This is a genomic window from Cohnella sp. GCM10027633, from assembly GCF_042675445.1.
Taxonomy (GTDB): Bacteria; Bacillota; Bacilli; order Paenibacillales; family Paenibacillaceae; genus Cohnella.
Genome location: NZ_JBHTGV010000012.1, coordinates 156,261 through 179,179 on the forward strand (window position 1 = coordinate 156,261; position 22,919 = coordinate 179,179).

The following is a 22,919-nucleotide window of genomic DNA, read 5'->3' on the forward strand; positions in this document are numbered from 1 at the left end:
ATGTCACTCCACCTCGTCCCTTGCGCGATTGACGTTACGCCAGCCCTCGGCGATAACCGTATGGGTCTATTGTAACGGAATCGGCAGAGGACGTAAATCGGCACCTATTGGTTACCGCTCGTCTGCCCGCGAAGTTCCCTGTCCAAATAGTCATTCACCCGAGCCGTGAATTCGGCCAGCAGCGCCGGCAATCCGGGCGTTAACCGATGCAGCTCTCCCCGCGGCCAATTCGCGAAATCCTGCACGAGCGTCTTGCGTAACAGCACGAGTTCCCTTAGCGGGGCCGCCAGCCGTTCCTCGATGACGTTCTCCATCGCGATGATGTCGACGATGTCTTCGTAGCTGCTGGCGTCGCGCATGATGAAGCCGTCGATCAGCGCGTGGCCGACGTCGGTCACGATCTCCGCCGCAAGGTGCAAGGCGCGTTCCTGGACGAGCCCTTCGGTTACCGTCCCGCCCCACGACCGAGCGGCTCCGCTCAGCGCGTCCGCAAGCTCCGGCAGGCAAGCCAACCGCTCCTGAATCAATGTTTCGTTCACGTCATACATGGGCGAATACGAGCCCCTTTCATTTGCGCTTGCGCTTCGCTCGGCGTTTCAACCAGACAACCATGATGAACGCGCTCAGAATAATGACGAGCAAGTACGTCATCATCTCGTATACGTCGCCCATATTCTGCGGATCCTTCTCCGCAGCCGCGTACAGCATATCAGCTCTCATAGTCGACGCTGAACGACGATTCGCGCGCTTCGGCCATATGCGCGATGACGAGCTTGTGCACCGGATGGACTTGGTAAGCATTCAAGTCTTCCATCGAATCGAACTTCGTATACAGCGCGATATCGAACGAACGCTCGGAATGGAGCACGTCCGTACCGACTTCGAGGTGCCGAAGCACGTCGATCTTGCCCTCCATGTCGCGAAGGACCGCCGCCGTGCGGGCGACGCTCTCCGGACTGCGATCTTTCAGCTTGAACATAACGATGTGCGTAATCATGATACGATTCCATCCTTTCGGGTGATGAATTGGCGCTGTCTGCCTCGTACTGCCCTGCCGTGTCCTATCCGCATGAGAAGCGCGTCCGCCGCGCATAATACGAACACTGTGCAACCGAATGTGCGCGTCTCAGACGTCGCGATTCGGTTGTCACGATAAGAGGCGGAAGGGAGTACAGCATGCGTTATCCCATAACTATGGCATGCACGTTGATCGGCGTCGCGTTATGCCTGTTCAACGCCAGCGGCTACGATCCCCATAACTTGTTCCTATTCATGTTCAGCGTGCCGGCTTGGTTCGTGGAGCTGTTCACGGACATCCACAAAGTCAACGTATGGTTCATGTACGTTCTGACCGTGCTAAGCTGGATGCTGATCGGGTATCTCGGAGATCTCGGCGTCGCCCGCATCCGCACCTGGCGCCACCTGTGATAACCTGTCCCCAATACGTCGCCAATGGTAAAAAAGGAGCCGGTTCGGCTCCTTTTGCGCGCGTATGCCTTACTCTACGATAATCTTGGCAATCATGTTGCCGTGACCTTGACCGCATTGGATTTCGCAACGGATCTCGTATTCGCCCGGCGTGTCGAACGTCATATCCGCTTCCGGAACGTCCTTGGACAAGTCAACGTCTTGAACCTTTACGCCGTGATTACCGAGCTTGTTCGCGAATTTAACCTTGTACAGCGTACCCGCTTTGACGTGGTACTCTTTCTTGTCGAACTCGAAGTTCGTCATCGTAATCTTGAGCAGCTCCTGACCTTCCGCCAAGCCTGCCGTCTCGCTCTCAGGCTTCTCGGGCAATCCAGTCGCCATCAAGTACACGCCGAACGCGCACGCGATTACGAGTAACGTGGACATGAGCCATTTTTGCATTTGTCTGCTCCCCTGCTTCCTACGAATTGTCTACCTCATATAATACCTAAAATCCGCGATACAACTCAAGTGGTTCGAAAGCGTATACGGACAACTTTATCAAACTTATGACAAAATGTTGAACGATTGCGCGTTCAATCGCGGACGCGAAAATCGCCGGGCACTTTGCGCGACGCGCCGGTGCGGATCGCTTCCTGCACGACCGCCTTGCGGACGGCCGGCACGACTTTGTCGTTGAACACGCTCGGGATGATGTAATCTTCGTTCAGCTCCTGCTCGGTGACGATCGACGCGATCGCCTGTGCGGCAGCCAGCTTCATCTCCTCGTTGATCGTTCTCGCCCGCGCGTCCAGCGCGCCTCTGAAAATACCCGGGAACACTAGCACGTTGTTCAACTGGTTCGGGTAATCCGAACGGCCTGTCGCGAAGACGCGCACGAGCGGCATTGCCTCTTCCGGCGAAATTTCCGGCTCTGGATTCGCCATGGCGAATACGATCGGATCGGCGTTCATTCGCTTCACGTCCTCTGCCGTCAGCACCTTCGGCCGTGACAACCCGATGAACACGTCGGCGCCTTGGATGACGTCCGATAAGCGACCGGTCTCGCCGTTCGGATTCGTCCGTATGGCGTATTCGTTCCATACCTCGTTGTCGTACGTAACCCCGCGGTGAATGGCCCCTTCCTTGTCTACGCCGATCAAGTTCGTCACGCCTGCGCTCAGCAGAATCCGGGAGCATGCGATGCCCGCCGCCCCGATGCCGCAGACGACGACTTTGATCCGGTCGATCGGCTTGCCGACTATCTTCAGCGCGTTGATCAAGCCCGCCAGCAATACGACCGCCGTGCCGTGCTGGTCATCGTGGAATACCGGGATGTCGAGCATCTCCTTCAGTCGGCTCTCGATCTCGAAGCATCTCGGGGACGAAATATCCTCGAGATTGATCCCTCCGAACGTCGGCGCGAGCGCCTTCACGATGGCGACGATCTCGTCCGGGTCCTTGGTGTCGAGGCAGATCGGGAACGCGTCTACTCCCGCCAGCTCCTTGAACAGCATCGCTTTGCCTTCCATAACCGGCATCGCGGCGTGAGGCCCGATATCGCCGAGCCCGAGCACCGCCGTGCCGTCGGAGACGACGGCGACCGTATTGCGGCGGATCGTCAGCGTGAACGCCTTGGAGACGTCTTCTTGGATGGCCAGACAGACGTTGGCGACGTGAGGCGTATATACCCGAGACAGATCGTCCCGGTTCTTGATCGGAACTTTGGATTGGATTTGGATTTTCCCGCCCAGATGAAGCAGGAACGTGCGATCGGATACGTTCACGAGCCGTATGCCCGCAATCGCCCGCACCGCTTCGGACAACCGCTCCACCACTTGAGGCTCCTGCACGCTCACCGTTAGATCGCGGGTTTCGTGGCGCTTACCCGGTCCGATGACGTCGATCGCGACGATGTCTCCTCCGTTGTCGCCGATGACCGAGACGAGCTCGCCGAACGTAACCGTATGCTTGTCCATCTCAACGCGCAGAATGACGCTCGTACCGCCCTCTAGACGCATGCGCAACCATCCACCTTTCCATGCTATGTATAAGCTTGTCCAACGGCAAAGCATCGCAACCCCCGAATAGCGGCGCTTCGGAGGTTGCGGTTACGTAACCGTGGACTGGCTTACTCTCAGATTAGGATTTCGAGTCGTCGCCCGGTTTCTCCTGCCCCGCCGACCGCTCCCGAAGCACCCTTACGACGGCGAGCAATTGCGGAGGCATCGGCAAACCCATGCGCCCCATGTTCTCGATGACCGACAACAGCTCGTTCACGGTATAGAACATGATCGCGCCGCCCATCGCGAGCTCTTGACCCACCAGCAAGTCCACTCGGTGGGCGAGCAGCACGACGAGCAAGATGAACCCCTTCTTGAGCAATCCCCAGAATCCGACCGAACTGTCGAGCCCGGTGCCTTCCCGGATCGCGGCCGTAATCCCCGTCAAGTAGTCGATCGCCATCACGACCAAGAGGAACGTGAGCGGTTCCGACCATGACCCATACGCGAACGTGATTACGGATCCTAATACGATGCTTATCGAAGCTAAATAGATGTTCAATTCTACCTCCTCCTATTCTCGCATTATCGTATGCTAGGAGGACAAGACTGTGACGGTGGATGACCATGTGCAATCGCACGATTTTCAAGCGGGGCGCGGGTTCGAGGACTTCCGGCGTCGCCTCTTGAGACGATTCAAGGAGACCTTCGGCTGGGCGAAGATCTCCTTGATTATTACTCGGAATTCATAGATTCGAAACCTCTCAATACACTTCGAATTCCGAAATTTGCGCCGCCTGCCACCCCGTGTTGGAAGTGATCGTCACGCGGACGAAGCGTTGGCTTGCCTCGCCGTCCAGCGTAATTTCCACGATATTATCGTCCTTCGGATCGAACGTGTACGGCTTAGCCGCGAGAAGCGTGGCGAACGTCTCCCCGTCGTTGCCGCCGAGCACCTCGATCTCCTGGTCGCGCGCTCCCCAAGCGTCTTGCGGGGGCAGTCTCAGCTTCAGCTTCGCGAACTTCTTCTCTTCGCCGAGATCGATCGTAAGCGATTGAGGGAACTTCTTCGCCGTGCTCTCCCAATACGTGAACGGATCGCCGTCGAGCGTCAGCTTCGGATCGAACGCGTCCGCCGTCATGGACGTCGCCGTCGCCGTCGCTCCGATCGCCAGGTTCGTCTCGAGCTTCACCTTCGCGAACGTCTCCGTCGCGGAGCTTGGCTGCTCGGAATTCGTCAGCTCGACGTAGCCGACCTTCTTCTCCTTGATCGTTGCCACGTAGTCGAACGTCGCGAAGTCTCCGTCTTCCTTCACGACCAGCTCCGCGATCTTCGTGCCGTTCGCCTCGTACGCGGCGGCGACCGCGTGCGGCCACTTGTCGCCTTTCTTGATCCGCAGCGTCGTATCGGAGCCGATCGGCTGGTAGACCCGAACCGAATCCGCGGAGCGTACTTCCACGAGATCGTGCTCTCCCAAGTCCAGATCGAGTCCGTTGTATCGCGAATAGTTGCCCGCCCTGACCGACCCGTCCGCTGCGCTGACGTCGAAGCCGCCCGGCGACAGCGAGGTGTCCGCATCGAGCGCGTACGGCTGCTCCTTGTCCCAGTTCGTCGTCACCTTGCGCGCGCCGAAGTCCGTCCTCGTCACGGACGGCGTCACTTGCTCGAACCCTTGAACGAGCGCGTCCGCGTAACCGGACAGCACGTGCTTCTGGAAGATGCCGATCGCGTCCACCCATGGACTGCTCACGCCGTTGTAGAAGTCGGCGCTTAAGTTGTAGCCCATCGCGATGTTCCAACGAAGCATGTCCTGGTCGTCGGTCATCGTCTCGCCTGCGAGGTTGTGCTGGTAGAACATGACCTTATCCCGCACGAGCATGCCGGACAACGGATAATACTCCGTATAGGTCGCGGTATTCTTCCGGTAGCCCAGAATGTCCCACAAGTACGTCGCGCCCATGAAGCCGATCGAATCGTCGGCGAGCACGTCCGTGCCGTCCTCCATGTACATATTGAAGTTCAAGCCGTTGAAGTAGTCGCGCACGCCTTGGAAATACGCGGTCGACGGATCGGTGCCCGCCGGCTTGTTCTCGTTGTACACGTAAGGCGAGTTCCGAATGCCCCACTGGTCCTCGAACACGCCGTCGAAGCCGGCGACCTTCGTCAGCTTCTCGTGCTCCTCCGCCGTCCGCTTCAGGAAGAACGGATCTCCGGGATTGACCACGTAGCCTTCGTGCATGCCATAGGATTCGACGGCGATCGTCTTGTTCTCTTTCTGCACGACCAGACTATCGAGCGTCGTCCCGGAAGGCAAGCTCGCGAGCGTCGGCGAGCTCTTGCCCCACCAAGACATGTTCGTGTACGGAACGACGATGTTGCCTTTCTTCTTCGCGTTCGTTACGAATTGTTGGAAAATCGCGTCCGTGCCCCACTTGGGATCCGGCGGAATGAAGTCCGGATAATTCTCGTCGTGTCCCCCGGTCTGGAAGCCGACGAGATGGATCATGCCCGGATAATTCATCTTGTTGATATAGTTATCCGTCAGATTGCTCCAGCTTCCGTCCACGATGGCCGATATGTCCGTCTTGTAGAGCGGCAGCTCGTAATACTGCTTCGCCTTGTCTCCGAGCTTGTCGGCGAGCGAACGGTACTTGTCGATGGCGTTCAGCGTCCGGTAGCTCGTCATCGAAGTCGGATAATCCCCGCCGACCTCGAGCACGACCGTCGGGCTCGCCCATTGCTTCGACGGATCGATCCACGTCTTGTAGTTGTGGACGAAAGACGTCTTGCCCGGTTCGTTCACCTGGTTCTTGTAGCCGATCTCGGTCAGTACAGTCGTCGCGCCTCCGATGTCGTACATCGCGAAGTTGCCCGCTCCGGTGCGCATCGCAAGGTATGAAGCGAACATGACGCCGGGATATTGATCGGCGAACGAGTTGCTCTCCTTGAAGAAGGCATCCTTCAGCTTCGCGCCCGGCAGCATCGGCAGCATCGCGTCCTTGACGCCGTCCGCCTCGACCTTCAGCTCGTAAGGGAACCGGAACGACTTGATCGTCTGCGCGCTTCCGTTCGCGAGCGATGCGTTCATATAGATCCGCTTGTCGTCGCCGAACCTCGTCGTGACGTCGACCTTCACGTCGCCGCCGTACCGGAACGTCAATTCGCTCTTGCCCTTGTCCCACTCATAGGAGAAGTCGGTCGTCTTCGCGCTGTTGACCGACGTATCGTCCTTCAAGATCGCCCACCAGAGCGCGCCTTGCCGGTTGCCGATCGTCAAGTCGCCGGTCGCCGTCTTGTCCTTCAAGTACGCGATGCCGCCGTGACCGGCATCGAACGCGATCTCGTAATCGGAGTTGCCGAGCACGAGCAAGCCGTCCTTCTCGGCCAGCTTCGCGTTCGCTTCCTTCCCGCCGAATAAATCCGTGAAGAGCGCGACCGCGCCGAGCACGACGACGATGACGGCGCTCGCGACGACGTAAACCCACTTGCTGCGCAGCTTGCGCTTGGACACTTGGAGCACGTGAACACCACCCGTTCGATATGGACTGTCCGTTCGCAAGAAAGGAGGATTGCCCCCGTAGATGATGGATCCATCTACTCTCGGGCAACCCTCCTCTCGGCGTTCATTCAATTATTAGGGCTGGATCGTGTCGTAGAACTTCTCTTGTACCAGCTTCGCGGCAGCGTCGAGTTGGCCTTTCAGGTCTACGCCTTCTTTGGAGAACACTTCTTGAATGACGTTCGTCATCGCGGCGTAGTAGTCTTGCGTGTTGTATTGCGCTTCCGGCTTGCCGTCCAACAAAGTCATGATGTCCGGGCTGTATTGGTATACGTTGTCGTACTTGTCGTATACGGCTTTGACCTTCTGGCCGTATTCGGAATCCATCTTGAAGTACTCGATGACCGGCGGGATGAAGTACTTGTTCTCGCCTTTGCGCGCTTGGATGTTCGCGTCAAGGGAAGCAAGGCCTTTATCCGAGAAGTAGTCGAATACGGCGTAAGCGAACGCGATTTGTTGCTCGTCTTTGGATGCGTTCGGGTTGATGACGAGGAAGTCGCCGCCGAGAACGCCCGTGTGCTTGCCGCCGGCTTGCGCCGCTGGCATCGGATAGACGGCCAGATCTTCCGGCTTCATGCCGCCTTGGTTCAGGCCTTGGTCGACGGGGCCGTCCGGACCCGCGATAACCATTGCCGTTCTGCCTTGAGCGAATGCGCCGACCGCGTCGCCCCAGCCGAGTGCCCAGTCCGCAGGGATCGCTTTCGCTTCCCATTGCAGCTTGTTGTAGAACTCGAGCGCTTTCAGACCCGCGTCGGAGTTGAACGCCGCCGTTACTTTGCCGTCTGCAACCGTTTGGATCTCGCCGCCCGCTTCGAACAGGAAGTTGGTCCAGTTCCAGCCCGCTTCGTTGCCTTTGCCCATCGGCGCGATGCCGGAGATGCCGGCGCCGGCGTCGGTTGCGGCTTTAGCCGTGTTCAGCATGTCGTCCCAAGTCCAGTTGAAAGCGGGAACCGCGATGCCTTTGTCTTTGAGCATTTTCGTATTGACGACCGTGCCTACGACGTAGCCGCGCTGCGGAATGCCGAATACTTTGCCGTCGAGGATGAATTGGTTCGCGAGGATCGGGTTGAACTGTTCTTTCTTCTCGTACGCGTTCCACAGGTCCGTGATGTCGGCCGCCCAGCCTTTTTCCGCCAGGAACTTGCCTTCCGTCGCATACGTGTTGAACAGCGTCGGCGCTTCGTTCGCGCCCATCTTGATGCCGATCTCGTTCGGGTTGTATTGCCAGTCGCTCTTGACGACTTCGACGTTCGGATACACTTGGTTGAAGCGGGCGATCTTGTCGTCTTCGAGCTTGCGGTCTTCTACGCGGTCCGGCGTCGGATAGTAGATGCTGATCGTGACTTTCTTCTGCGTGATGTCTTCGGAAGGAGCCGCGCTGCTCTCGGCCGGCGCATCCGACGAAGCCGCCGGAGTGGAGGCGCTCGGCGAAGCGGTATTGTTGTTGTCGTTGTTGCCGCCGCAAGCCGCCAGCACGGTGCTGAGCGCGAGCAGAGAAGTAATGACGAGTGAGCTCTTACGCATTGTAAATCCCCTTTTCGTTTAAGATTTTAGCTTACACGCTCATCATAATGGAGGCGTATTCATTAGGGCGATGTGTAGTTCTATTTCGATCGTGTGCAGTTTTACGCTCTGTCGTAATTTATCAACTTGTTACAATAATTCCTTCATTATCCTTTTACGCCACCCAGATAGAGACCTCTTAAGATGAATCTCTGGAAGAACAGGAAGATGATGACCGGCGGAATCATAACCATCGTCAGGATCGCGAACTTAATGTTCTGATCTAGCCTCCGTGCGTCGATGACGAAATTCTTGATCGCCGCCGACAGCGGCTTATAGTCTTGGCCGAGCATGAAGTTCGGCCAGAACCAGTCGTTCCAAGCGGTCGCGAACACGAAGATCGAGAGTGTGGCGAAGATCGGTATCGAGAGCGGGAACGCGATCTGGAAGAAGGTTCGCACCTCGGAAGCGCCGTCGATCCGCGCGGATTCGAACGTCTCGTTGTTGATGCCGTCCATGAACGTCTTGAGCAGGAGCAGGAAGAACGCGTTGGCGCCGGCAGGCAGCCAGATCGCCCAGAACCAGCCCATGAGGCCGAGCTCCTTCAGGTTGACGAAGTTCGGAATCGCGTACGTCGTGGCCGGCACGAACAGCGTCAGCAGGAAGTAGTAGTAGATGCCCTTCTGGAACGGGAACTTCATCTTCGACAACGCGAACGCGGCGAAACCGAGCACGAGCACGGTAATCAGCATGTTGCCGCCGAAGATGAGCAACGTGTTCTTCAAGTACTTCGGCAGGTCGATATATTCCCATGCCTTCTTGTAATTCTCGAAGTGCCAGCCGTCCCTCGGCAGGAATGTCGGCGGGAACGTAACCACTTCCTTGTTGACCTTCAACCCGTTGAACAGCGAGATGGCGAGCGGATACACCATGCAGCACATCATGACGAGGATGATCAGGTTCATGAAGTAGTAGCCGAGCTTGGTCGACAGCTTCTTGTGATCGTAAGCCGACAGGATCCCTCTATCGAACGATTGCGTCGTCTTCATTAGTCGATCCCGCCTTTCTTGTTCAGTCTGTATTGGACGATGGCGAGAACGCTAAGCGCGAAGAACATGAGCACGCCCATCGCGGAAGCGACGCCGTAATCTTGACGGACGAACGCGTAGCGGGTTAGCAGCAAGGCATACGTCAGCGTCGCGTTGTTCGGTCCGCCGTCCAGCATCGCGTATTGCGTCTGGAACCCCTGGGACGTCGCGATCAGTTGCAGCATCAGAAGCAGCAGGATCTGGTTCTTGATCGCCGGGAGCGTAATGTGGCGAATGCGCTGCCAGATGCCGGCGCCATCGATCTCCGCCGCTTCGTACCAGTCGCGCGGAATGCTGAGCACGGCCGCCAGGTAGATCAACATCGCGGAGCCGAAGCTTTGCCACGTCTCCATGATGACGATCGAAGCCATCGACCACGACTTATCCGTCATGAACAGCACTTGGTCGAACCCGAGCTCCTTCAGCAAGGCGTTGATCGGACCGACCGGATCGTACAGCCATCTCCATACGCCGTACAGGACGACGAACGGCACGACGTAAGGCAAGTAGGCCGCGACGCGGGCGAAGCCTTGGAACTTGCGCATCTCGGAGATGGCGATCGCGAACAGGATCGGGACCCAGAAGCCGATGGCCAAGCCGAGCGCCATATACTTAATCGTATTTTTGACCGACGTCCACACGTCCGGATCGTCGAATATCGTCCGATAGTTATCGAAGCCGACGTAGGAATTGCCTTTGACGAAGTCGATTTTGTACAGGCTGTCCAGCAGCCCTTTGCCGATCGGCCACCACAAGAATAGCGTGAACGTGACGATCGCGGGCAGCACGAACAGGAAACCCCAGATGTGCCGCTTGAATTTTCTTCGCGGCTGCGGCTGCAATTGGATCGGAACGGCCGTTGTTTGCTCCATTTGATGTCCCTCATTCCTTTTTCTATCTGACCTAATTGTAGAAAAAGAGGCCGTTCGTGAACATGTGCAGTTCTATTCGGATGATAGGCGATCTTACTTCGATCTTATTTCTTCATTTCGCTCGGGCTGATGCCGAAATATTTTTTGAATATTTTGCTGAAATGCTCCGGCGACTCGTAACCGACCCGCTCCGCGATCTCGTACCGGCGCAGGTCCGAATTCTGGATGAGCCGCTTGCTCTCTTCCATCCGCAGCTTGATGACGTATTCCCATAAGTTAAACCCGGTGTTCTTCTTGAACAGATAGCTCAGATAGTTCGGACTGACGTGATTGCGCTGCGCCACCTCGTTCAGCGTCAAGCCCTTCTGCGCGTAGTTCTGGTGAATGTATTCGCTGGCCCGCTCGACGATCAGGTTGTTCTGCGCGGTCATCTCTTCCTCGGTCGGATCCTCCTCGGACAGGACGCCCCACTTGAAATCCCCGTAATAGAACACGTGATGGTCCTTGTGCTCGCGCTGCCAGAGCATCGCCTTCGTCGCTTGCTTGCCCAGCTCGCCCAGGAACGCGTGCCCCTTCAGGATGTGGCTGATGCCGACGACGTTGTTGAAGCCGAGGAACTTGTGCACGTTGAAGTGCAGGCTTCGCCCGATCATCTCGAGCTGGTTGATCTTGTCGACGCTCGAGTCGCCGTAGCGCGCTTCGTCCCATTGAATGACGATGCCGATCTCGCGGTCGTGCGAATAGAACGCCTGATGGTCCCATTCCTTGTCCAGCAGCTCGTTCGCGATATTAAGCACCGCGTATTGCAGCAGCACGCCGTCCTTATCGGACACGTGCCGTCCGCCGGACGCGAGATCGAGCCGGAGCTTCAACACGGCGAAATACGGACCGGCGAGCGCGATGCCGTGCTGCTCGGACAGCTCGGCCGCGATCGCCTCGCGCCGGTCGGTTCCTTCCGCGAGCAGCGCGTTCATGAGCTCCGTCCGCTTCGGATACGGCTCCGACATATGGAAGTGCTCGCGCAAATCCGACATCATCTCATCCTGGTCGCGGGCGGGCTTATCCATATGGAGCAGCACGTGCCGGACCGATGAGAGGAACTGCTCGCTGTTAAGCGGCTTGATCTGGTAGTCCTTCGCCCCGAGCCGGATCGCGAGCTGGGCGTATTGGAACGTCTCGTGGGCGGAGATGATGATGACTTGCACCCACGGCTTGATGATCTTCGCTTGCTGCATCAGCTCGATGCCGCTCATCGACCCCATCTGAATGTCGGTGACGAGCAGATCGATATTTTCCATGCGCAAATAGTCCAAAGCCTCGTATCCGTTATGCGCCGTGTAAATGTTCTCGATATTGAGTCCGGAGGCGTTCAGCAGGCTGGCGAGCCCGCGGCAAATGAGCGGTTCGTCGTCGACGATCAGAATATTGTACATGGATGATTGCCTCCTCGGATGGAATATTGATAATAGGTTCGTTACGTCGGTTCGTTAGCCTCGGGCAGACGGAGCGGCAGCAGCACGACGACCCTCGTACCCTCGCCTTCTCTCGGTTCGTACGTCAGTCCGTACGGGGCGCCGAAGTGAAGCCGAATGCGCTGCTCGACGTTCCGGATGCCGTAGCCCGACGTGGAGTCCGCGTCGTGAATGAGCCGGTTGATCGCTTCGTAATCGACTTCCTTGTAGCCGTTGTCCTCGACCGCCAAGCGAATCATGTCGCCCGTCTTCTCGGCCGACACGACGATCTCGCCGTCCTCGCCCATGTTCATGACGCCGTGGATGATCGCGTTCTCGATAAGCGGCTGCAGCGTAATCTTCGGAATCTCGTAAGCGAGCACCTCTTCGTCGATTCGCCAGATTACCTGGAACCCGTATTCGTAACGCATCTGCTGCAAGCTGGCGTAGGCGTTGGCATGCTCCAGCTCTTCCTTGATCGTGATGAGCTCTCGTCCCCGGCTCAAGCTGATTCGCATAAGCTTGGACAGCTCCTTGATCATCTCCGCGGAACCGGTATTCCCTTCGAGCGAGCTCTTCCAATAGATGCTCTCCAGCGTGTTGTACAGAAGATGCGGATTGATCTGCTGATACAGCAGTTGCAGCTGCGATTCCTTCTGCTTGATCTCCATGACGTATTGATCGTGAATCATGTCGTTCAATCGCCGGGTCATGTTATGAACCGAGTAGATAAGCACGCCTACTTCGTCGTTGCGTTCGTTCGGAGGCGCCTTCGGCAGCGGCCTGCCGGGCTCGTACGAACGGGAGAACGTCGCCAGCTTCTGCAGCGGATTCATGAGCGACCGCCAGAAGTACATCATGACGACGAGGGCGAACAGGGAGTAGACGATCGACACGAGCTGGATGACCCGCTTCAGTTCGTCCTGCTTCTGAAGCAGCGAGCTCGCCGGGATCTTATAGATCAGCTTCTGGTTAAGCGATAACTTGGCGTGCATGACGTAGATGAAGCCGTCCGAGATGACGCTCGTCGTTCGTTCGAATTCGCTCTCCGTGCCGATCGGCTCGGGAAGCCGGATCGTCCGGCCGATCATGCCGGTCGTCGACGACAGCACGCGGTTATTCCAATCGGTCAAGTACATCTCGCCGCCCTCGGGCAACGATACGGTGCCGAACGATTCCTCGATCTTCTTCTCCATCTTCGTCGCGACGAGGATGCCGATGACGCTGTTGCCGCGGGAGATGTTATTGACGGTCCGCATGTACGCCAGCGTCTCCTGGTCGCCCTTCGGCCCGAGGCTGTCGATGTACGCGAACACGCCCTTGCCCTTCTGCGCCAGCGCCGCTTCCATCCAAGGCAGCTTGTTGGCGTCCGAGTAGTAGAAGACGTTGGACGAGGTGTCCATCTTGTCGATGTTCACGTTATTCGGCGCGAAGTCGAACCGATCGTTCGGGTCGAACACGAAGAGGAAGTAATAGACGGCTTCGCCGCCGAAAATCCCGACCGAGTTGCTCCGGAGCAGCTTCGTCATATCGGAATCCTTGCGCACGAGATCGATCTGCTCGTCTCCGGGTTCGATGATCATTTTCTGCGCGACCGGATTCTGGATAATCGTCGACATGATCCGGTTGATCGTGTCGATGTCCCGATTGAGCAGGAAGTGGTTCTGCTTGTTCAGCTCCTCGTAGGCGCTCGTCACCTGGGACGTCAGAATGCGCTCTGCCATCATGTTCGCGTACCAGTTCAGGATGAACACGGGACTGACCAGGACGAGGAGCAGGAGGATGAGCTGCTGCCTTACGTTCATTTTGGTCAACGGATTGCGAATGGAAATCTTCATAGGGGCCCCCCGTCGAATCTCTCTACTACGTAGTATCCCAGCATCGGGCTGGATTGTGGAGCGGTTACATAGATTCGCGTACAAGCGCACATAGAATTCGTAGAACGACACATTATCACGGAATCTCCGGCGATTACAATGATTGATATAGGCTTAAGACCAACGACCTAAGGGGAGTGTTCCGTGTGGCCATGCTGCGATCGGTTGGAACAAAGTTATTCCTGCTTCTATTTGTTTCTACATTCGTGTCCGTACTCCTCGTAGGCATGATCTCCTACAACAAGTCCCAGTCCATCATCAAGGGGAAGATGGAAGCGGTATCCCACCAAACCGTCAAGGAAGCGACCGAGAAAATCGGCTTGATGCTCAAGCAATTCGAGGACATGTCGCTGCAATTCTCGACGAGCCGTGATTTGCAGGACAGCCTTGCCGCTACGTTCAACCCGAACGCGGACGCCGCCGACAAGGTGCGCGGCAAAGCCGACATTCAGGACACGCTCAACCAGCTCGCCCGCACGAACGCGTTCATCAAGTCGATCACGCTGCTCGATACGGTGAACGAAGGCGAGACGATCAATTCGCTGTCGACCGGATTGATCCAGATCGACCGCGGAGCGGATTGGCTCAAGCAGGTCGTCGAAGGCAAGGGTAAGGCGTCGTGGCTTCCCGTGCGCGAAGACGGCTACACCGCGATGGCCAAGGGCAATCTGTTCGCGCTCGCCCGGATGATCGGCAAGTCGATGATCGTCTTCGAGATCGACGCCGCGATGCTGACGCAGACGCTCGAGGCGATCAAGTTCAGCGAGACGTCGCGCATGGTGCTGACGGACGCGCAAGGCACGGTATTGCTCTCGTCCTTCGCCGAAGACGTCGGACAAGCGTTCGCCGCGGACATGCTGAAGCGGGATAACCTCGTCGTCGCCGAGCCGCTTCCGCGGACGGCGTGGACGCTGACCGGCATCGCGCCGCTCGAAGAGCTCGTGGCCGATACGAAGGCCATTCGCGACATCACGATCGTCATGTGCATCGTCGCCGCCGCGGTCGCGATCTTGCTCGGTTACTTCATCATTCTACACGTCGGCAAGCCTCTCCTGCACATCCGCAACATGCTGAACGAAGGCGCGCGCGGCAATCTCGGCGTTCGGACGAAGCTGAAGCGGCGCGACGAGATCGGAGAAGTATCGGACAGCTTCAATCAGATGATGGGACAGATGACGCGGCTCATCGAGCAGACCCGCGCGTCCGCGCACCAAGTGTTGCAGACGTCTTCGACGCTGCTGGGCGTATCGCAGCATACGGCGAACGCCGCGGGGGAAATCTCGGTGGCGACCGGCGAGATCGCGGACGGCTCCTCCCAATTGGCCGCCGAAGCGGAGACGGTGTATAGCATCGTCGATTCGATGAACGGCGACCTCGGCAGCGTCATCCAAGCGGCCGACCGGATCAACGCCTCGTCTCTCGAGGTTCGGAGCGCGTCGGGCGAAGGCAAGCAATTCATGCAAGATATCGTGGCGAGCACGATTGCGTCCGAGCAATCGATCGACAACCTCGTCAGCCGCGTCGGCCAGCTCGAGGAGAGCACCGAGGCGATGCAGCGCATTCTCGGCATGTTGAACAAGATCACGAAGGATTCGAAGATATTGTCTCTGAACGCGGGAATCGAGGCGGCGAGGGCCGGTCAAGCGAGCGGCGGCTTCAAGGTCATCGCAGCGGAGATGGGTCAACTGTCCGACCAGACGAACGAGTCGATCAACACCGTCCACCAGATGACCGACGTCATTCAGGAGGAGATCGTCCAGACGGTACGCGCGCTCAAGACTGCGCTCCCGCTGCTGCAGTCGCAGATCGAGTCGGTCAAGACGGCGAACGCCTTGTTCGCGTCGGTGTACGAGAAGTCCGAGGCGTTCGCCCTCGACGTCGGGCGCATCCAGCAGGACGTCGGCTTGCTCGGGGACAAGCAGCGGAAGCTGAACGCCTCGATCGCCGCCGTCAGCAGCTTCTCGGAGGAGGCGTCCGCGACGAGCGAGCAAGTGGCCGCGCTCAGCACGGGCCAACTGCAATCAAGCCGGGAAGTCGTCGGCATCGCCAAGGAGCTGGAGAGCTTGTCGGGGTCGCTTCGGGAGACTTTGGCGGGGTTTAAGGCGGGGGAGTAGGTAAGGTTGCCGATGAAATTATTATTTTGAATGAATTTTCGAAAGGAAATCTTGAAGCATTTTCCTTACTGGCATGCTAGCAGCGGGCAATAACTCGTTTACACGTTGTAGAATCCCGGGGTCCATTACAATCATTCTTTTACTATCTTGACTTGAATAAGATCTTAGCGTGTCGATGCAAACTTCAAACAAGTCCGCATCGTTAGTATTCAGCATAGATAGTAAAATGTTCAGTTCATGTTCATTGCATCTCGTATCCAAACAATATGCTATTTTCCTCTGCCATTCTATCGGTTTACGAAGCACTTGATTAGATAATTCAGCCCAATCCTCCGGGCTAAACACCGAAAGTATTTCGCTTGCTATGACACAGCCGTCATCGTACCAAGAATCTACCGTCGTATCGGTCGATAAAAGGTTATCTAGTTCTTTGTACATATTCGGTGCCTCCATATTAATTCGAATTAAAAACCCGATGGGAGAGACGCGTTTACCGCACCTGTTGGATAGCCGCTTGTTACATCATCGCCAACTTTAATTACATCAATCTCCACACCATTGATAGTTGCTCTATGCCAAGTCGCTCCATCCCTCAATCTTGCAGAAATAGCCGGTGAGTTGCCAACTTCAATTATACTCTCGAGAATTTGTTCATCAGTCCATGAATCGGGAAATAGAGTGCTCTTTTTCAATTTGGAAATTTTCTGCCGTTCTTCGTATTCACCCATTCGTAGCTTCCGACCAACTTCGTATAATCGACGGGCTTCGGAGGAGCGGGGCAAGCGTTCGGCGGCGGAGACTTCTCCATGGTTTGCATATAGTCCTTCACCGGCTTTCCCGCCTCGCTGTTCAACCACTTCGAAATCGCGTCGAGTACGCTGCGAATACTGAAATGATCGACCGCGTCCATTATTCCTTTGAGCCACGGTTTATGGTTATGACTGAATAAATCGCCAGCCTTGCACGTTAAATCCTTCTCCATATCCCCGTATTTCTCGACGGCGTTCTGCATGAGCACGCACAACATTGTCATTCTCTGCTCGAGTAAGCGCATTCTCGCCGTCGAACTCGCGATTCGCGACCGAATGTTCCTTCGCGCCGTAATCGCCGAATCCACGCCATATGCCATGGATGCAATAACGTTAGCGGCCTGCGATAGTCGCGATGATAGCTTGTTATGTTTATCTCTTAGCTGCTCTACCGAGTTCAAGTCGATGTATAACGGCGGCATGCTAGTCCTCTTCCCTTGAGAATGCTGTTCTGTTCCAGTCTCATAGATCTATTATAAGAAGATCAATAACTTCATCCTATACGATGTCCGCGAAATGTCGCTATTCAACCTCAAAACGTCATTATCCCGCGATTATGGCATTATTGAAGCCGCGAAACGTTCGTTATTGACCTTGAAATGGTATAGACAAAATGCTTAATCTATGAGTTCGTGTCCAGCTACGTATCTTCCGAAACGAATACAAAAAGAGGCACCACTATGGTCACAGACCATTGATGGTACCCCTATTCCCTACCTACCCCGCCAAAGCATCCAACCCCGCCACGACTTCGTCCGCCTCGCCGAGCACGTCGCGAGTGCCGATGCCGACGACGTAGATGCCGGCAGCCTTCGCCGCCTCTACCCCGGCAGCCGCATCTTCGTATACCGCGCAATCCTCGGGGCTCAGCCCGAGGGACTCGCATGCGACGAGGAACACCTCCGGATCCGGCTTCGCCTTGGACACCTTCGTGCCGTCGATGACGGCGTCGAACAGGTCGCCGATGCCGACGCGTTCGAGGATGAACGCCGCGTTCTTGCTCGCTGAGCCTAGCGCGATACGAACGCCCTTCTCCTTCAGCGCGAGGATATACTCCTTCGCTCCCGGCAGAATCTCGCTATCGTCCATTCGCCGAATATACTCGAGATACAACTCGTTCTTGCGCGTCGCCATCTCTTCCTTCTCCTCGTCCGGCAGCGTCAGTCCGCCGATCTCGAGGATGATGTCGAGCGACCGCATCCGGCTGACTCCTTTCAGCCGCTCGTTGTCGTGCTCCGTGAACGGAATGCCTCGTTGCTCGGCGAGCCACTTCCAAGCGAGGTAATGATACTTGGCCGTATCGACGATGACGCCGTCCAAGTCGAATATGGCGCCTTTGATCCGGTTAAGCATGAAGCGCACCTCTCTCCTGCGTGTTGTACTGCCAGGTACGGGATTCTCCCGCAGCGATCGTGACGGTCTCGCCGCCGACCCGGAACGACGCGGCGTTCGCGTTGCCGCCGTCGGCGGAGACGACGATGTCCGTCTTCGAGACCGCGACGCGATAGCTGCCGCCCCGATACACGATCGGGAACTGGATCGAGTGCCATCCGTCCGGCAGCGCCGGCTGGATGCTCACGCCGTCTTCCCTCGCGTCGACGCCCGCGAACCCTTGAATCGCCGCCATCCATGCGCCGCCATTGGCCGCGGGATGCGTGCCGCCTATGTATAGCGTGCCGACGTATTGCTTCGAATCGCCGGTCAGATCGATCGTCGCCGTGCGGAGGAAGTAGCGGTACGCCCAGTCCGGATTGCCAATGTCGGATGCGACGAGCGCGTAGATGCAGGCGCTTAAGGAAGACCCGTGCTCCGTCCGCGGCTCGTAGAACTCCCAGTTCGCTCGCTTCACGGCCTGCGAATACTCGTTCTTGAACAAGTGCAGCATGAGCACGACGTCCGCCTGCTTCAGAATGCGAGTCGTTGTCGCAATGCCGCTGCCGCCGCCGAGATACTCGTTCTTGTTCAGCATGCGGCCCTTCAGCGTCTTCAGATCGACGTCTTCCAACTGCAGGTACCCGTCGAATTGCTCGATGACCGACGTCCCCGGGTCGGGTTGCGGCACGTACAGCCGCTCCTGCATCTGCTTGAGCATAAGCGCGTCCTCGCGGTAGGCGAGCTGCGAAATCAGCTCCGCGCTGAACGCGGGATGCCGTTCTGCGAGAAGATCGAGCGTCCGGAGCGCGATGTCCAGCGTCTTGCGGACGAGCGCGTTCGTGAACGCGTTGTTGCCGACGCGCTCGTGGTATTCGTCGGGTCCCGTCACGTCGAGAATCTCGAAGCGCTGCTTGTCGTGCTTGTAATAGGCGTACGAATAGAAGAACCGCGCGCATTCCAGGATGACTTCGGCGCCGCCCTCGAGCAGCACGCTATCGTCGCCCGTGAACGCGTAATACTGCCAGATGCCGAACGCCGCGTCCGCGCTGATGTGAACCTGCTTGTCGCGGAAGTACGTGCGCATCGGACGGTTCGTGAACACGTCCGTAATATTGAACAGCGTGCACGCGTCGTCGCCGGTATCCTGGCTCTCCCACGCGTAGAACGCGCCGCGATAGCCGTATTCCGCCGCCTTCCGTCTCGCTCCGTCCAGCGTATGGACCCGGTACATGACGAGATTGCGCGCGACGTCCGGCTGGGCGTGGAGGAAGAACGGCAGCATGAACATCTCCGTATCCCAGAACACGGCGCCTTTGTACACTTGGCCCGACAATCCGCGGGCGGGAATCGAGACGCGTTCGGACGCCGTCGGCGCGATGATGTGCAACTGATAGAGGCTGTAGCGCAGCGCGAATTGGGCTTCGTCGTCGCCTTCGATCAGGACGTCTGAAGCCTCCCACTTGCGGACCCAATGGGCGGCATGCTCGCCCAGATGTGTCTCGTAAGACAGCTGGAGCGCCGCCTGAACGACGGCGTGAGCGGTCTGCGTCGCGGATTGCCCTTCCGATTCTCCATAGCAGACGCTGACGTACTTCGTGAAGCTATAGGTTACGCCCGGCTCGCAAGTCAACCGGTACTGTCGGATCGCCGATCCCGGCTGGCGGGATTGCTCCGGCCTGGCCGCGCCTGCGTTCCACGCGATGCCTTCCGCCACCGCGACTTCCACGCCCAGCTCGCGCGTCGTCGCGGACAGCCCCGCGATGCCGTTCTCCGACCAGACCGACTTGCTCTCGAGATGCGGTCCGTTAATGTCCCACACGTCCCCGTCGATGCCGGTTTCCAGTAGTACCTCGCACGCTTCCTCGCAACGGAAAGCGAACTTCATCGCGAGCAGGTTCAGCTGCTCCATGCTGACGAACCGTTCCGAGACGATCTCGATCCGGTTGCCGCCCGCGGTCTTGAACACGGTGTTCCGATGATGCACCGCCCGTGCGATGTCCACCGCTTGCGAATGCCGTTCGATCGTCGATTCCAGCGCGCTCAATGCTTCCCCGTCGCACGTCAACCGCGTATACAAGCCGTTCGGTGCGTTGATCGGCTCCCGCCATCCGTCTCCGACTTTGTCGTACAAACCCGCGAGCGTGCTCGCGGTCAGCTGTTCCTTCGTAAATTCTTCCAACGTCCCCCGGTATCCGATCGCGCCGTTGCCGATCATGAACTTGTTGCCGTTCATCGCGATGCGGTCCGGCGAGAACGCCTGCTCCTCCACAGTCCAGCTCAGGTGGGTCCACCCGCTTTCTATCGATAATATAGCTTCATTATGGAGCAGCCCCCTTGCCCGCCCAATGCGCGATCTTACCGAGAATAGGTCTGATTCCAAGACGTTGCGGGACAGGCGCGGAGATTCGGGGCGGATGGGGAGGATGCGCATACGCTGTTCGCATGAGGCGCAACGAGGAGCTGAGGGAATGCCGAACTACCGAATCATCGTCGATCTATCGGACCGGCAGTTGTACTTGCTGGACGGCAATACGGTCGTGCGGGCTTTTCCCGTCGGCATCGGCAAAATGCTGACGAAAACGCCGACCGGAGAATATACGATCATCAACAAACAAGCCAATCCGGGCGGCCCCTTCGGGGCGTTCTGGATGGGCTTGTCGAAGCCTCACTATGGGATTCACGGCACGAACGATCCCGCCTCGATCGGCAGGGAGGTCAGCCACGGCTGCATTCGGATGTACAACGAAGACGTCCTGCAGCTCGCAAGTCTCGTTCCGATCCGGACGAGGGTGACGATTCGGCCATGAACAACGAGGCGCTACGCCGCCTTCAGCGCCTTCGCCGATTGGATGGACGCCATCGCGTAGACGACGAGCGCCGTCCAGATGAGCGAGAAGCTGACGAGCAGCACCGGCGTAATCGTTTCCTTGAAGACGACTACGCTAAGGCCGAGCGTGAGCGACGGTCCGATATACTGAACGAACCCCAGCGTCGACAGCGGCAGACGACCCGCCGCCTTCGCGAACAGAATGAGCGGAATGGCCGTCGCCGCGCCGGCAAGCAGCAGCAATAAGAAGCTTCCCGCCGGCAGCGACCACGCCTGCGCGTCGTGAGAAACGCCGATCGATGCCCAATACGCTAGCGCGATCGGAACGACGACGAGAGTCTCGACGAACAAGCCGTCGGTCGCGTCGATCCGCATCCGCTTCTTGACGAGGCCATACAAGCCGAAGCTGATCGCGAGCGACAGCGAGATCCAAGGGAAGCTGCCGTAATCGACGGCGACGAGCAGCACGCCCGCGCCGGCGAGCGCGATCGCTACCCATTGGCCGGCCGTCGGCTTCTCGCGCAGGAAGACGATCGCCAGCACGACGTTAATAAGCGGAGTCAAGTAATAGCCGAGGCTCGTCTCGATCGTATGTCCGTTGTTCACCGCCCAGATGAAGATCAGCCAGTTCATCGTAATCAGCAAGCTGCTGACCGTCAGCGTGATCATGGACGAACGGTTGCCGAGCAACGAGCGGATGTCCTTCCGCCTGCGCTGGATCAAGATGAGCGCCCCGACGAAGACGAACGACCAGACGACGCGGTGGGATAGAATCTCGCCCGCCGGCAGTCCGTCGAAGTATCTCCAGTACGCCGGCAACAGCCCCCATATCGTGTACGCCAAGACGGCGTAGATGAATCCTTTTCTCATGACAATGACACTTCCCGTCCTGCTCTAGTTGCGATATGAACGGAATTATACCACCCCGGGCAAGCCGAGACACATGGAAAATGTTAAGGAAAAACGAACTCGCCCCGCCGCCGGATAAGTTCGCCTGCGCTGGTAAATTCTAAAGGTCGCCGACAAACCAAACTAACCGATGAAGGAGCGCGCCATGTCACCGAACACGAATGCCGCGGCCGGACAAGCGTCCGCGCCGATTCCGTTCCCTCCCCGCGTCGTCACGACGAAGGATCTGTCCTACTTGAAGGACGCGCTGTCCTGGGAGTTGAACGCGTTCAAGAAGCTTCACTTCTTCGCCGGGCAAGCGACCGATCCTCAGATCAAGCAAGCGCTCGACAGCGCGGGACGGATGCATCAAGCCCACTACGAGCAGTTGCTCACGCATCTGCAGGTCGACAATAACGCCGCGATGGCCGCTTTGCCGCAACAGCAAGGGCAGCAGCAGCAGACGCATTAAGGAGGCGAACGCGATGCAGAATCAAAGCCAAGGTCAGAACCAGAATCAGATCGCCAATCCGCAGACGGGACAGCTTCCGACGGTCAAAGGCCCTCAGGTCAACGACCGCGACTTGCTCAACGACGCGTTGACCACTTGCAAGCATCTCGCCGACGGCTTCAATATCGCGGTCAAGGAAGCCAGCCATAACGAGCTGCACGCCGACTTCAACCGCATCTTGAACGAGACGCATCAGAGCGCGCGCGAGCTGTACAACCTCATGTTCCAGAAAGGCTGGTACAAGCTCGAAGCCGAGGATCAGCAGAAGCTCCAGCAAGCGTACCAGCAGTTCAGCGGGTATTCGACGCAGTATCCGTATCCGGCCGGCACACAGTAGAGCGCGATCGTGAAGTGGAAATGCCTACGAATGCGCAGGCTTCAATGTGATTCCCGTTCGAAAAAGGAAAAAGCCTGCGACTATTTGGAGGCCACTGAATAACCTAGGTTATTCAGCAAGTTCTATTGACTGGCGAAATAAAAAGCGGCACCTGATCCGGATTTTCCCGGAGGTGCCGCTTTTTTCATGGGAAGTTCTCTATTTAGTTAGTCAGCCAGTTTCAATATCCGCTTCAAATTCACCGCGAATATTGCCATTGCCCCCTGTATCTGCATCCCAAGTAGACCCGAGGACG

General features: G+C 57.5%; 23 protein-coding genes. 5 read left to right on the plus strand and 18 right to left on the minus strand.

Going from position 1 to position 22,919, the window contains the following annotated elements:
* Nucleotides 1-104: 104 nt before the first annotated feature.
* The 3 genes from ACFQZG_RS22065 to ACFQZG_RS22075 are packed head-to-tail and all read right to left on the minus strand — an operon-like array spanning nucleotide 105 to nucleotide 997.
* Complete coding sequence (locus ACFQZG_RS22065) at nucleotides 105-548, minus strand: DUF86 domain-containing protein (protein ID WP_378156478.1); 444 nt, start codon at nucleotides 546-548, stop codon at nucleotides 105-107.
* 19 nt (nucleotides 549-567) lie between these two features.
* Nucleotides 568-708 carry a hypothetical protein gene (locus tag ACFQZG_RS22070; RefSeq protein ID WP_378156480.1) on the minus strand — a complete coding sequence of 47 codons (141 nt, stop codon included), beginning with the start codon at nucleotides 706-708 and terminating at the stop codon, nucleotides 568-570.
* 1 nt (nucleotide 709) lies between these two features.
* The gene (locus tag ACFQZG_RS22075) at nucleotides 710-997 is read right to left on the minus strand and encodes a Dabb family protein (protein ID WP_378156482.1); all 288 of its coding nucleotides are present in this window, start codon (nucleotides 995-997) and stop codon (nucleotides 710-712) included.
* Between the two features lie 179 nt (nucleotides 998-1,176).
* Here ACFQZG_RS22075 and ACFQZG_RS22080 point away from each other — a divergent pair, with 179 nt between their 5' ends.
* Nucleotides 1,177-1,428 carry a hypothetical protein gene (locus tag ACFQZG_RS22080; protein ID WP_378156484.1) on the plus strand — a complete coding sequence of 84 codons (252 nt, stop codon included), beginning with the start codon at nucleotides 1,177-1,179 and terminating at the stop codon, nucleotides 1,426-1,428.
* Between the two features lie 69 nt (nucleotides 1,429-1,497).
* Here ACFQZG_RS22080 and ACFQZG_RS22085 read toward each other — a convergent pair whose 3' ends face one another.
* The 9 genes from ACFQZG_RS22085 to ACFQZG_RS22125 all read right to left on the minus strand — a co-directional run bounded on the left by ACFQZG_RS22085 (nucleotide 1,498) and on the right by ACFQZG_RS22125 (nucleotide 13,725).
* Nucleotides 1,498-1,872, minus strand: a complete 375-nt coding sequence (locus ACFQZG_RS22085; protein ID WP_378156486.1) for a cupredoxin domain-containing protein — start codon at nucleotides 1,870-1,872, stop codon at nucleotides 1,498-1,500.
* A 134-nt stretch (nucleotides 1,873-2,006) separates the two neighbouring features.
* Nucleotides 2,007-3,431 carry an NAD-dependent malic enzyme gene (locus ACFQZG_RS22090; RefSeq protein WP_378156488.1) on the minus strand — a complete coding sequence of 475 codons (1,425 nt, stop codon included), beginning with the start codon at nucleotides 3,429-3,431 and terminating at the stop codon, nucleotides 2,007-2,009.
* Between the two features lie 121 nt (nucleotides 3,432-3,552).
* A complete protein-coding gene (locus ACFQZG_RS22095) occupies nucleotides 3,553-3,975 on the minus strand; it encodes a phage holin family protein (RefSeq protein ID WP_378156490.1) in 423 nt (140 codons plus the stop codon).
* Between the two features lie 202 nt (nucleotides 3,976-4,177).
* Nucleotides 4,178-6,934 (minus strand): discoidin domain-containing protein, encoded by a 2,757-nt coding sequence (locus ACFQZG_RS22100; RefSeq protein WP_378156492.1) that lies wholly within the window; start codon nucleotides 6,932-6,934, stop codon nucleotides 4,178-4,180.
* Nucleotides 6,935-7,048: 114 nt separating this feature from the next.
* Nucleotides 7,049-8,497 (minus strand): ABC transporter substrate-binding protein, encoded by a 1,449-nt coding sequence (locus tag ACFQZG_RS22105; protein ID WP_378156494.1) that lies wholly within the window; start codon nucleotides 8,495-8,497, stop codon nucleotides 7,049-7,051.
* Between the two features lie 146 nt (nucleotides 8,498-8,643).
* Nucleotides 8,644-9,525: a carbohydrate ABC transporter permease gene (locus ACFQZG_RS22110; protein ID WP_378156496.1), complete on the minus strand. Its 882-nt coding sequence runs from the start codon at nucleotides 9,523-9,525 to the stop codon at nucleotides 8,644-8,646.
* The gene (locus ACFQZG_RS22115) at nucleotides 9,525-10,436 is read right to left on the minus strand and encodes a carbohydrate ABC transporter permease (RefSeq protein ID WP_378156498.1); all 912 of its coding nucleotides are present in this window, start codon (nucleotides 10,434-10,436) and stop codon (nucleotides 9,525-9,527) included. The genes ACFQZG_RS22110 and ACFQZG_RS22115 overlap by 1 nt, the downstream gene beginning before the upstream one ends.
* A gap of 104 nt (nucleotides 10,437-10,540) precedes the next feature.
* Nucleotides 10,541-11,869 (minus strand): response regulator, encoded by a 1,329-nt coding sequence (locus ACFQZG_RS22120; RefSeq protein WP_378156500.1) that lies wholly within the window; start codon nucleotides 11,867-11,869, stop codon nucleotides 10,541-10,543.
* Between the two features lie 41 nt (nucleotides 11,870-11,910).
* A complete protein-coding gene (locus tag ACFQZG_RS22125; protein WP_378156502.1) occupies nucleotides 11,911-13,725 on the minus strand; it encodes a cache domain-containing sensor histidine kinase in 1,815 nt (604 codons plus the stop codon).
* Nucleotides 13,726-13,916: 191 nt separating this feature from the next.
* Here ACFQZG_RS22125 and ACFQZG_RS22130 point away from each other — a divergent pair, with 191 nt between their 5' ends.
* Nucleotides 13,917-15,878, plus strand: coding sequence for a methyl-accepting chemotaxis protein (locus ACFQZG_RS22130; RefSeq protein WP_378156530.1), 1,962 nt, complete (start codon nucleotides 13,917-13,919; stop codon nucleotides 15,876-15,878).
* Between the two features lie 21 nt (nucleotides 15,879-15,899).
* Here the strand turns inward: ACFQZG_RS22130 and ACFQZG_RS22135 are convergent, their stop codons facing one another.
* The 5 genes from ACFQZG_RS22135 to ACFQZG_RS22155 all read right to left on the minus strand — a co-directional run bounded on the left by ACFQZG_RS22135 (nucleotide 15,900) and on the right by ACFQZG_RS22155 (nucleotide 20,330).
* Nucleotides 15,900-16,316 carry a hypothetical protein gene (locus ACFQZG_RS22135; protein WP_378156504.1) on the minus strand — a complete coding sequence of 139 codons (417 nt, stop codon included), beginning with the start codon at nucleotides 16,314-16,316 and terminating at the stop codon, nucleotides 15,900-15,902.
* 26 nt (nucleotides 16,317-16,342) lie between these two features.
* The gene (locus tag ACFQZG_RS22140; RefSeq protein WP_378156506.1) at nucleotides 16,343-16,606 is read right to left on the minus strand and encodes an EndoU domain-containing protein; all 264 of its coding nucleotides are present in this window, start codon (nucleotides 16,604-16,606) and stop codon (nucleotides 16,343-16,345) included.
* The gene (locus ACFQZG_RS22145) at nucleotides 16,567-16,911 is read right to left on the minus strand and encodes a hypothetical protein (RefSeq protein ID WP_378156507.1); all 345 of its coding nucleotides are present in this window, start codon (nucleotides 16,909-16,911) and stop codon (nucleotides 16,567-16,569) included. Before ACFQZG_RS22145 ends, ACFQZG_RS22140 begins: the two co-directional genes overlap by 40 nt.
* A gap of 493 nt (nucleotides 16,912-17,404) precedes the next feature.
* On the minus strand, nucleotides 17,405-18,040 hold the full coding sequence (gene pgmB / locus ACFQZG_RS22150) for a beta-phosphoglucomutase (RefSeq protein ID WP_378156509.1): 636 nt from the start codon (nucleotides 18,038-18,040) through the stop codon (nucleotides 17,405-17,407).
* On the minus strand, nucleotides 18,033-20,330 hold the full coding sequence (locus tag ACFQZG_RS22155; protein ID WP_378156511.1) for a glycoside hydrolase family 65 protein: 2,298 nt from the start codon (nucleotides 20,328-20,330) through the stop codon (nucleotides 18,033-18,035). Before ACFQZG_RS22155 ends, pgmB begins: the two co-directional genes overlap by 8 nt.
* 199 nt (nucleotides 20,331-20,529) lie before the next feature.
* Between ACFQZG_RS22155 and ACFQZG_RS22160 the strand changes: the two genes are divergently transcribed.
* Complete coding sequence (locus tag ACFQZG_RS22160) at nucleotides 20,530-20,868, plus strand: L,D-transpeptidase (RefSeq protein WP_378156513.1); 339 nt, start codon at nucleotides 20,530-20,532, stop codon at nucleotides 20,866-20,868.
* A gap of 11 nt (nucleotides 20,869-20,879) precedes the next feature.
* Here ACFQZG_RS22160 and rarD read toward each other — a convergent pair whose 3' ends face one another.
* The gene (rarD, locus tag ACFQZG_RS22165) at nucleotides 20,880-21,758 is read right to left on the minus strand and encodes an EamA family transporter RarD (protein WP_378156515.1); all 879 of its coding nucleotides are present in this window, start codon (nucleotides 21,756-21,758) and stop codon (nucleotides 20,880-20,882) included.
* Nucleotides 21,759-21,942: 184 nt separating this feature from the next.
* Here rarD and ACFQZG_RS22170 point away from each other — a divergent pair, with 184 nt between their 5' ends.
* On the plus strand, nucleotides 21,943-22,248 hold the full coding sequence (locus ACFQZG_RS22170) for a ferritin-like domain-containing protein (RefSeq protein ID WP_378156517.1): 306 nt from the start codon (nucleotides 21,943-21,945) through the stop codon (nucleotides 22,246-22,248).
* A gap of 13 nt (nucleotides 22,249-22,261) precedes the next feature.
* A complete protein-coding gene (locus ACFQZG_RS22175) occupies nucleotides 22,262-22,624 on the plus strand; it encodes a spore coat protein (protein WP_378156518.1) in 363 nt (120 codons plus the stop codon).
* The last annotated feature ends 295 nt before the right edge of the window (nucleotides 22,625-22,919 follow it).

Coding starts and splice junctions, on each gene's coding strand:
- ACFQZG_RS22065 (WP_378156478.1), bottom strand. CDS start 548: ATGTATGACGTGAACGAAACATTGATTCAGGAGCGGTTGGCTTGCCTG.
- ACFQZG_RS22070 (WP_378156480.1), bottom strand. CDS start 708: ATGCTGTACGCGGCTGCGGAGAAGGATCCGCAGAATATGGGCGACGTA.
- ACFQZG_RS22075 (WP_378156482.1), bottom strand. CDS start 997: ATGATTACGCACATCGTTATGTTCAAGCTGAAAGATCGCAGTCCGGAG.
- ACFQZG_RS22080 (WP_378156484.1), top strand. CDS start 1,177: ATGCGTTATCCCATAACTATGGCATGCACGTTGATCGGCGTCGCGTTA.
- ACFQZG_RS22085 (WP_378156486.1), bottom strand. CDS start 1,872: ATGCAAAAATGGCTCATGTCCACGTTACTCGTAATCGCGTGCGCGTTC.
- ACFQZG_RS22090 (WP_378156488.1), bottom strand. CDS start 3,431: ATGCGTCTAGAGGGCGGTACGAGCGTCATTCTGCGCGTTGAGATGGAC.
- ACFQZG_RS22105 (WP_378156494.1), bottom strand. CDS start 8,497: ATGCGTAAGAGCTCACTCGTCATTACTTCTCTGCTCGCGCTCAGCACC.
- ACFQZG_RS22110 (WP_378156496.1), bottom strand. CDS start 9,525: ATGAAGACGACGCAATCGTTCGATAGAGGGATCCTGTCGGCTTACGAT.
- ACFQZG_RS22115 (WP_378156498.1), bottom strand. CDS start 10,436: ATGGAGCAAACAACGGCCGTTCCGATCCAATTGCAGCCGCAGCCGCGA.
- ACFQZG_RS22120 (WP_378156500.1), bottom strand. CDS start 11,869: ATGTACAATATTCTGATCGTCGACGACGAACCGCTCATTTGCCGCGGG.
- ACFQZG_RS22125 (WP_378156502.1), bottom strand. CDS start 13,725: ATGAAGATTTCCATTCGCAATCCGTTGACCAAAATGAACGTAAGGCAG.
- ACFQZG_RS22130 (WP_378156530.1), top strand. CDS start 13,917: ATGCTGCGATCGGTTGGAACAAAGTTATTCCTGCTTCTATTTGTTTCT.
- ACFQZG_RS22135 (WP_378156504.1), bottom strand. CDS start 16,316: ATGTACAAAGAACTAGATAACCTTTTATCGACCGATACGACGGTAGAT.
- ACFQZG_RS22140 (WP_378156506.1), bottom strand. CDS start 16,606: ATGGGTGAATACGAAGAACGGCAGAAAATTTCCAAATTGAAAAAGAGC.
- ACFQZG_RS22145 (WP_378156507.1), bottom strand. CDS start 16,911: ATGACAATGTTGTGCGTGCTCATGCAGAACGCCGTCGAGAAATACGGG.
- pgmB (WP_378156509.1), bottom strand. CDS start 18,040: ATGCTTAACCGGATCAAAGGCGCCATATTCGACTTGGACGGCGTCATC.
- ACFQZG_RS22160 (WP_378156513.1), top strand. CDS start 20,530: ATGCCGAACTACCGAATCATCGTCGATCTATCGGACCGGCAGTTGTAC.
- rarD (WP_378156515.1), bottom strand. CDS start 21,758: ATGAGAAAAGGATTCATCTACGCCGTCTTGGCGTACACGATATGGGGG.
- ACFQZG_RS22170 (WP_378156517.1), top strand. CDS start 21,943: ATGTCACCGAACACGAATGCCGCGGCCGGACAAGCGTCCGCGCCGATT.
- ACFQZG_RS22175 (WP_378156518.1), top strand. CDS start 22,262: ATGCAGAATCAAAGCCAAGGTCAGAACCAGAATCAGATCGCCAATCCG.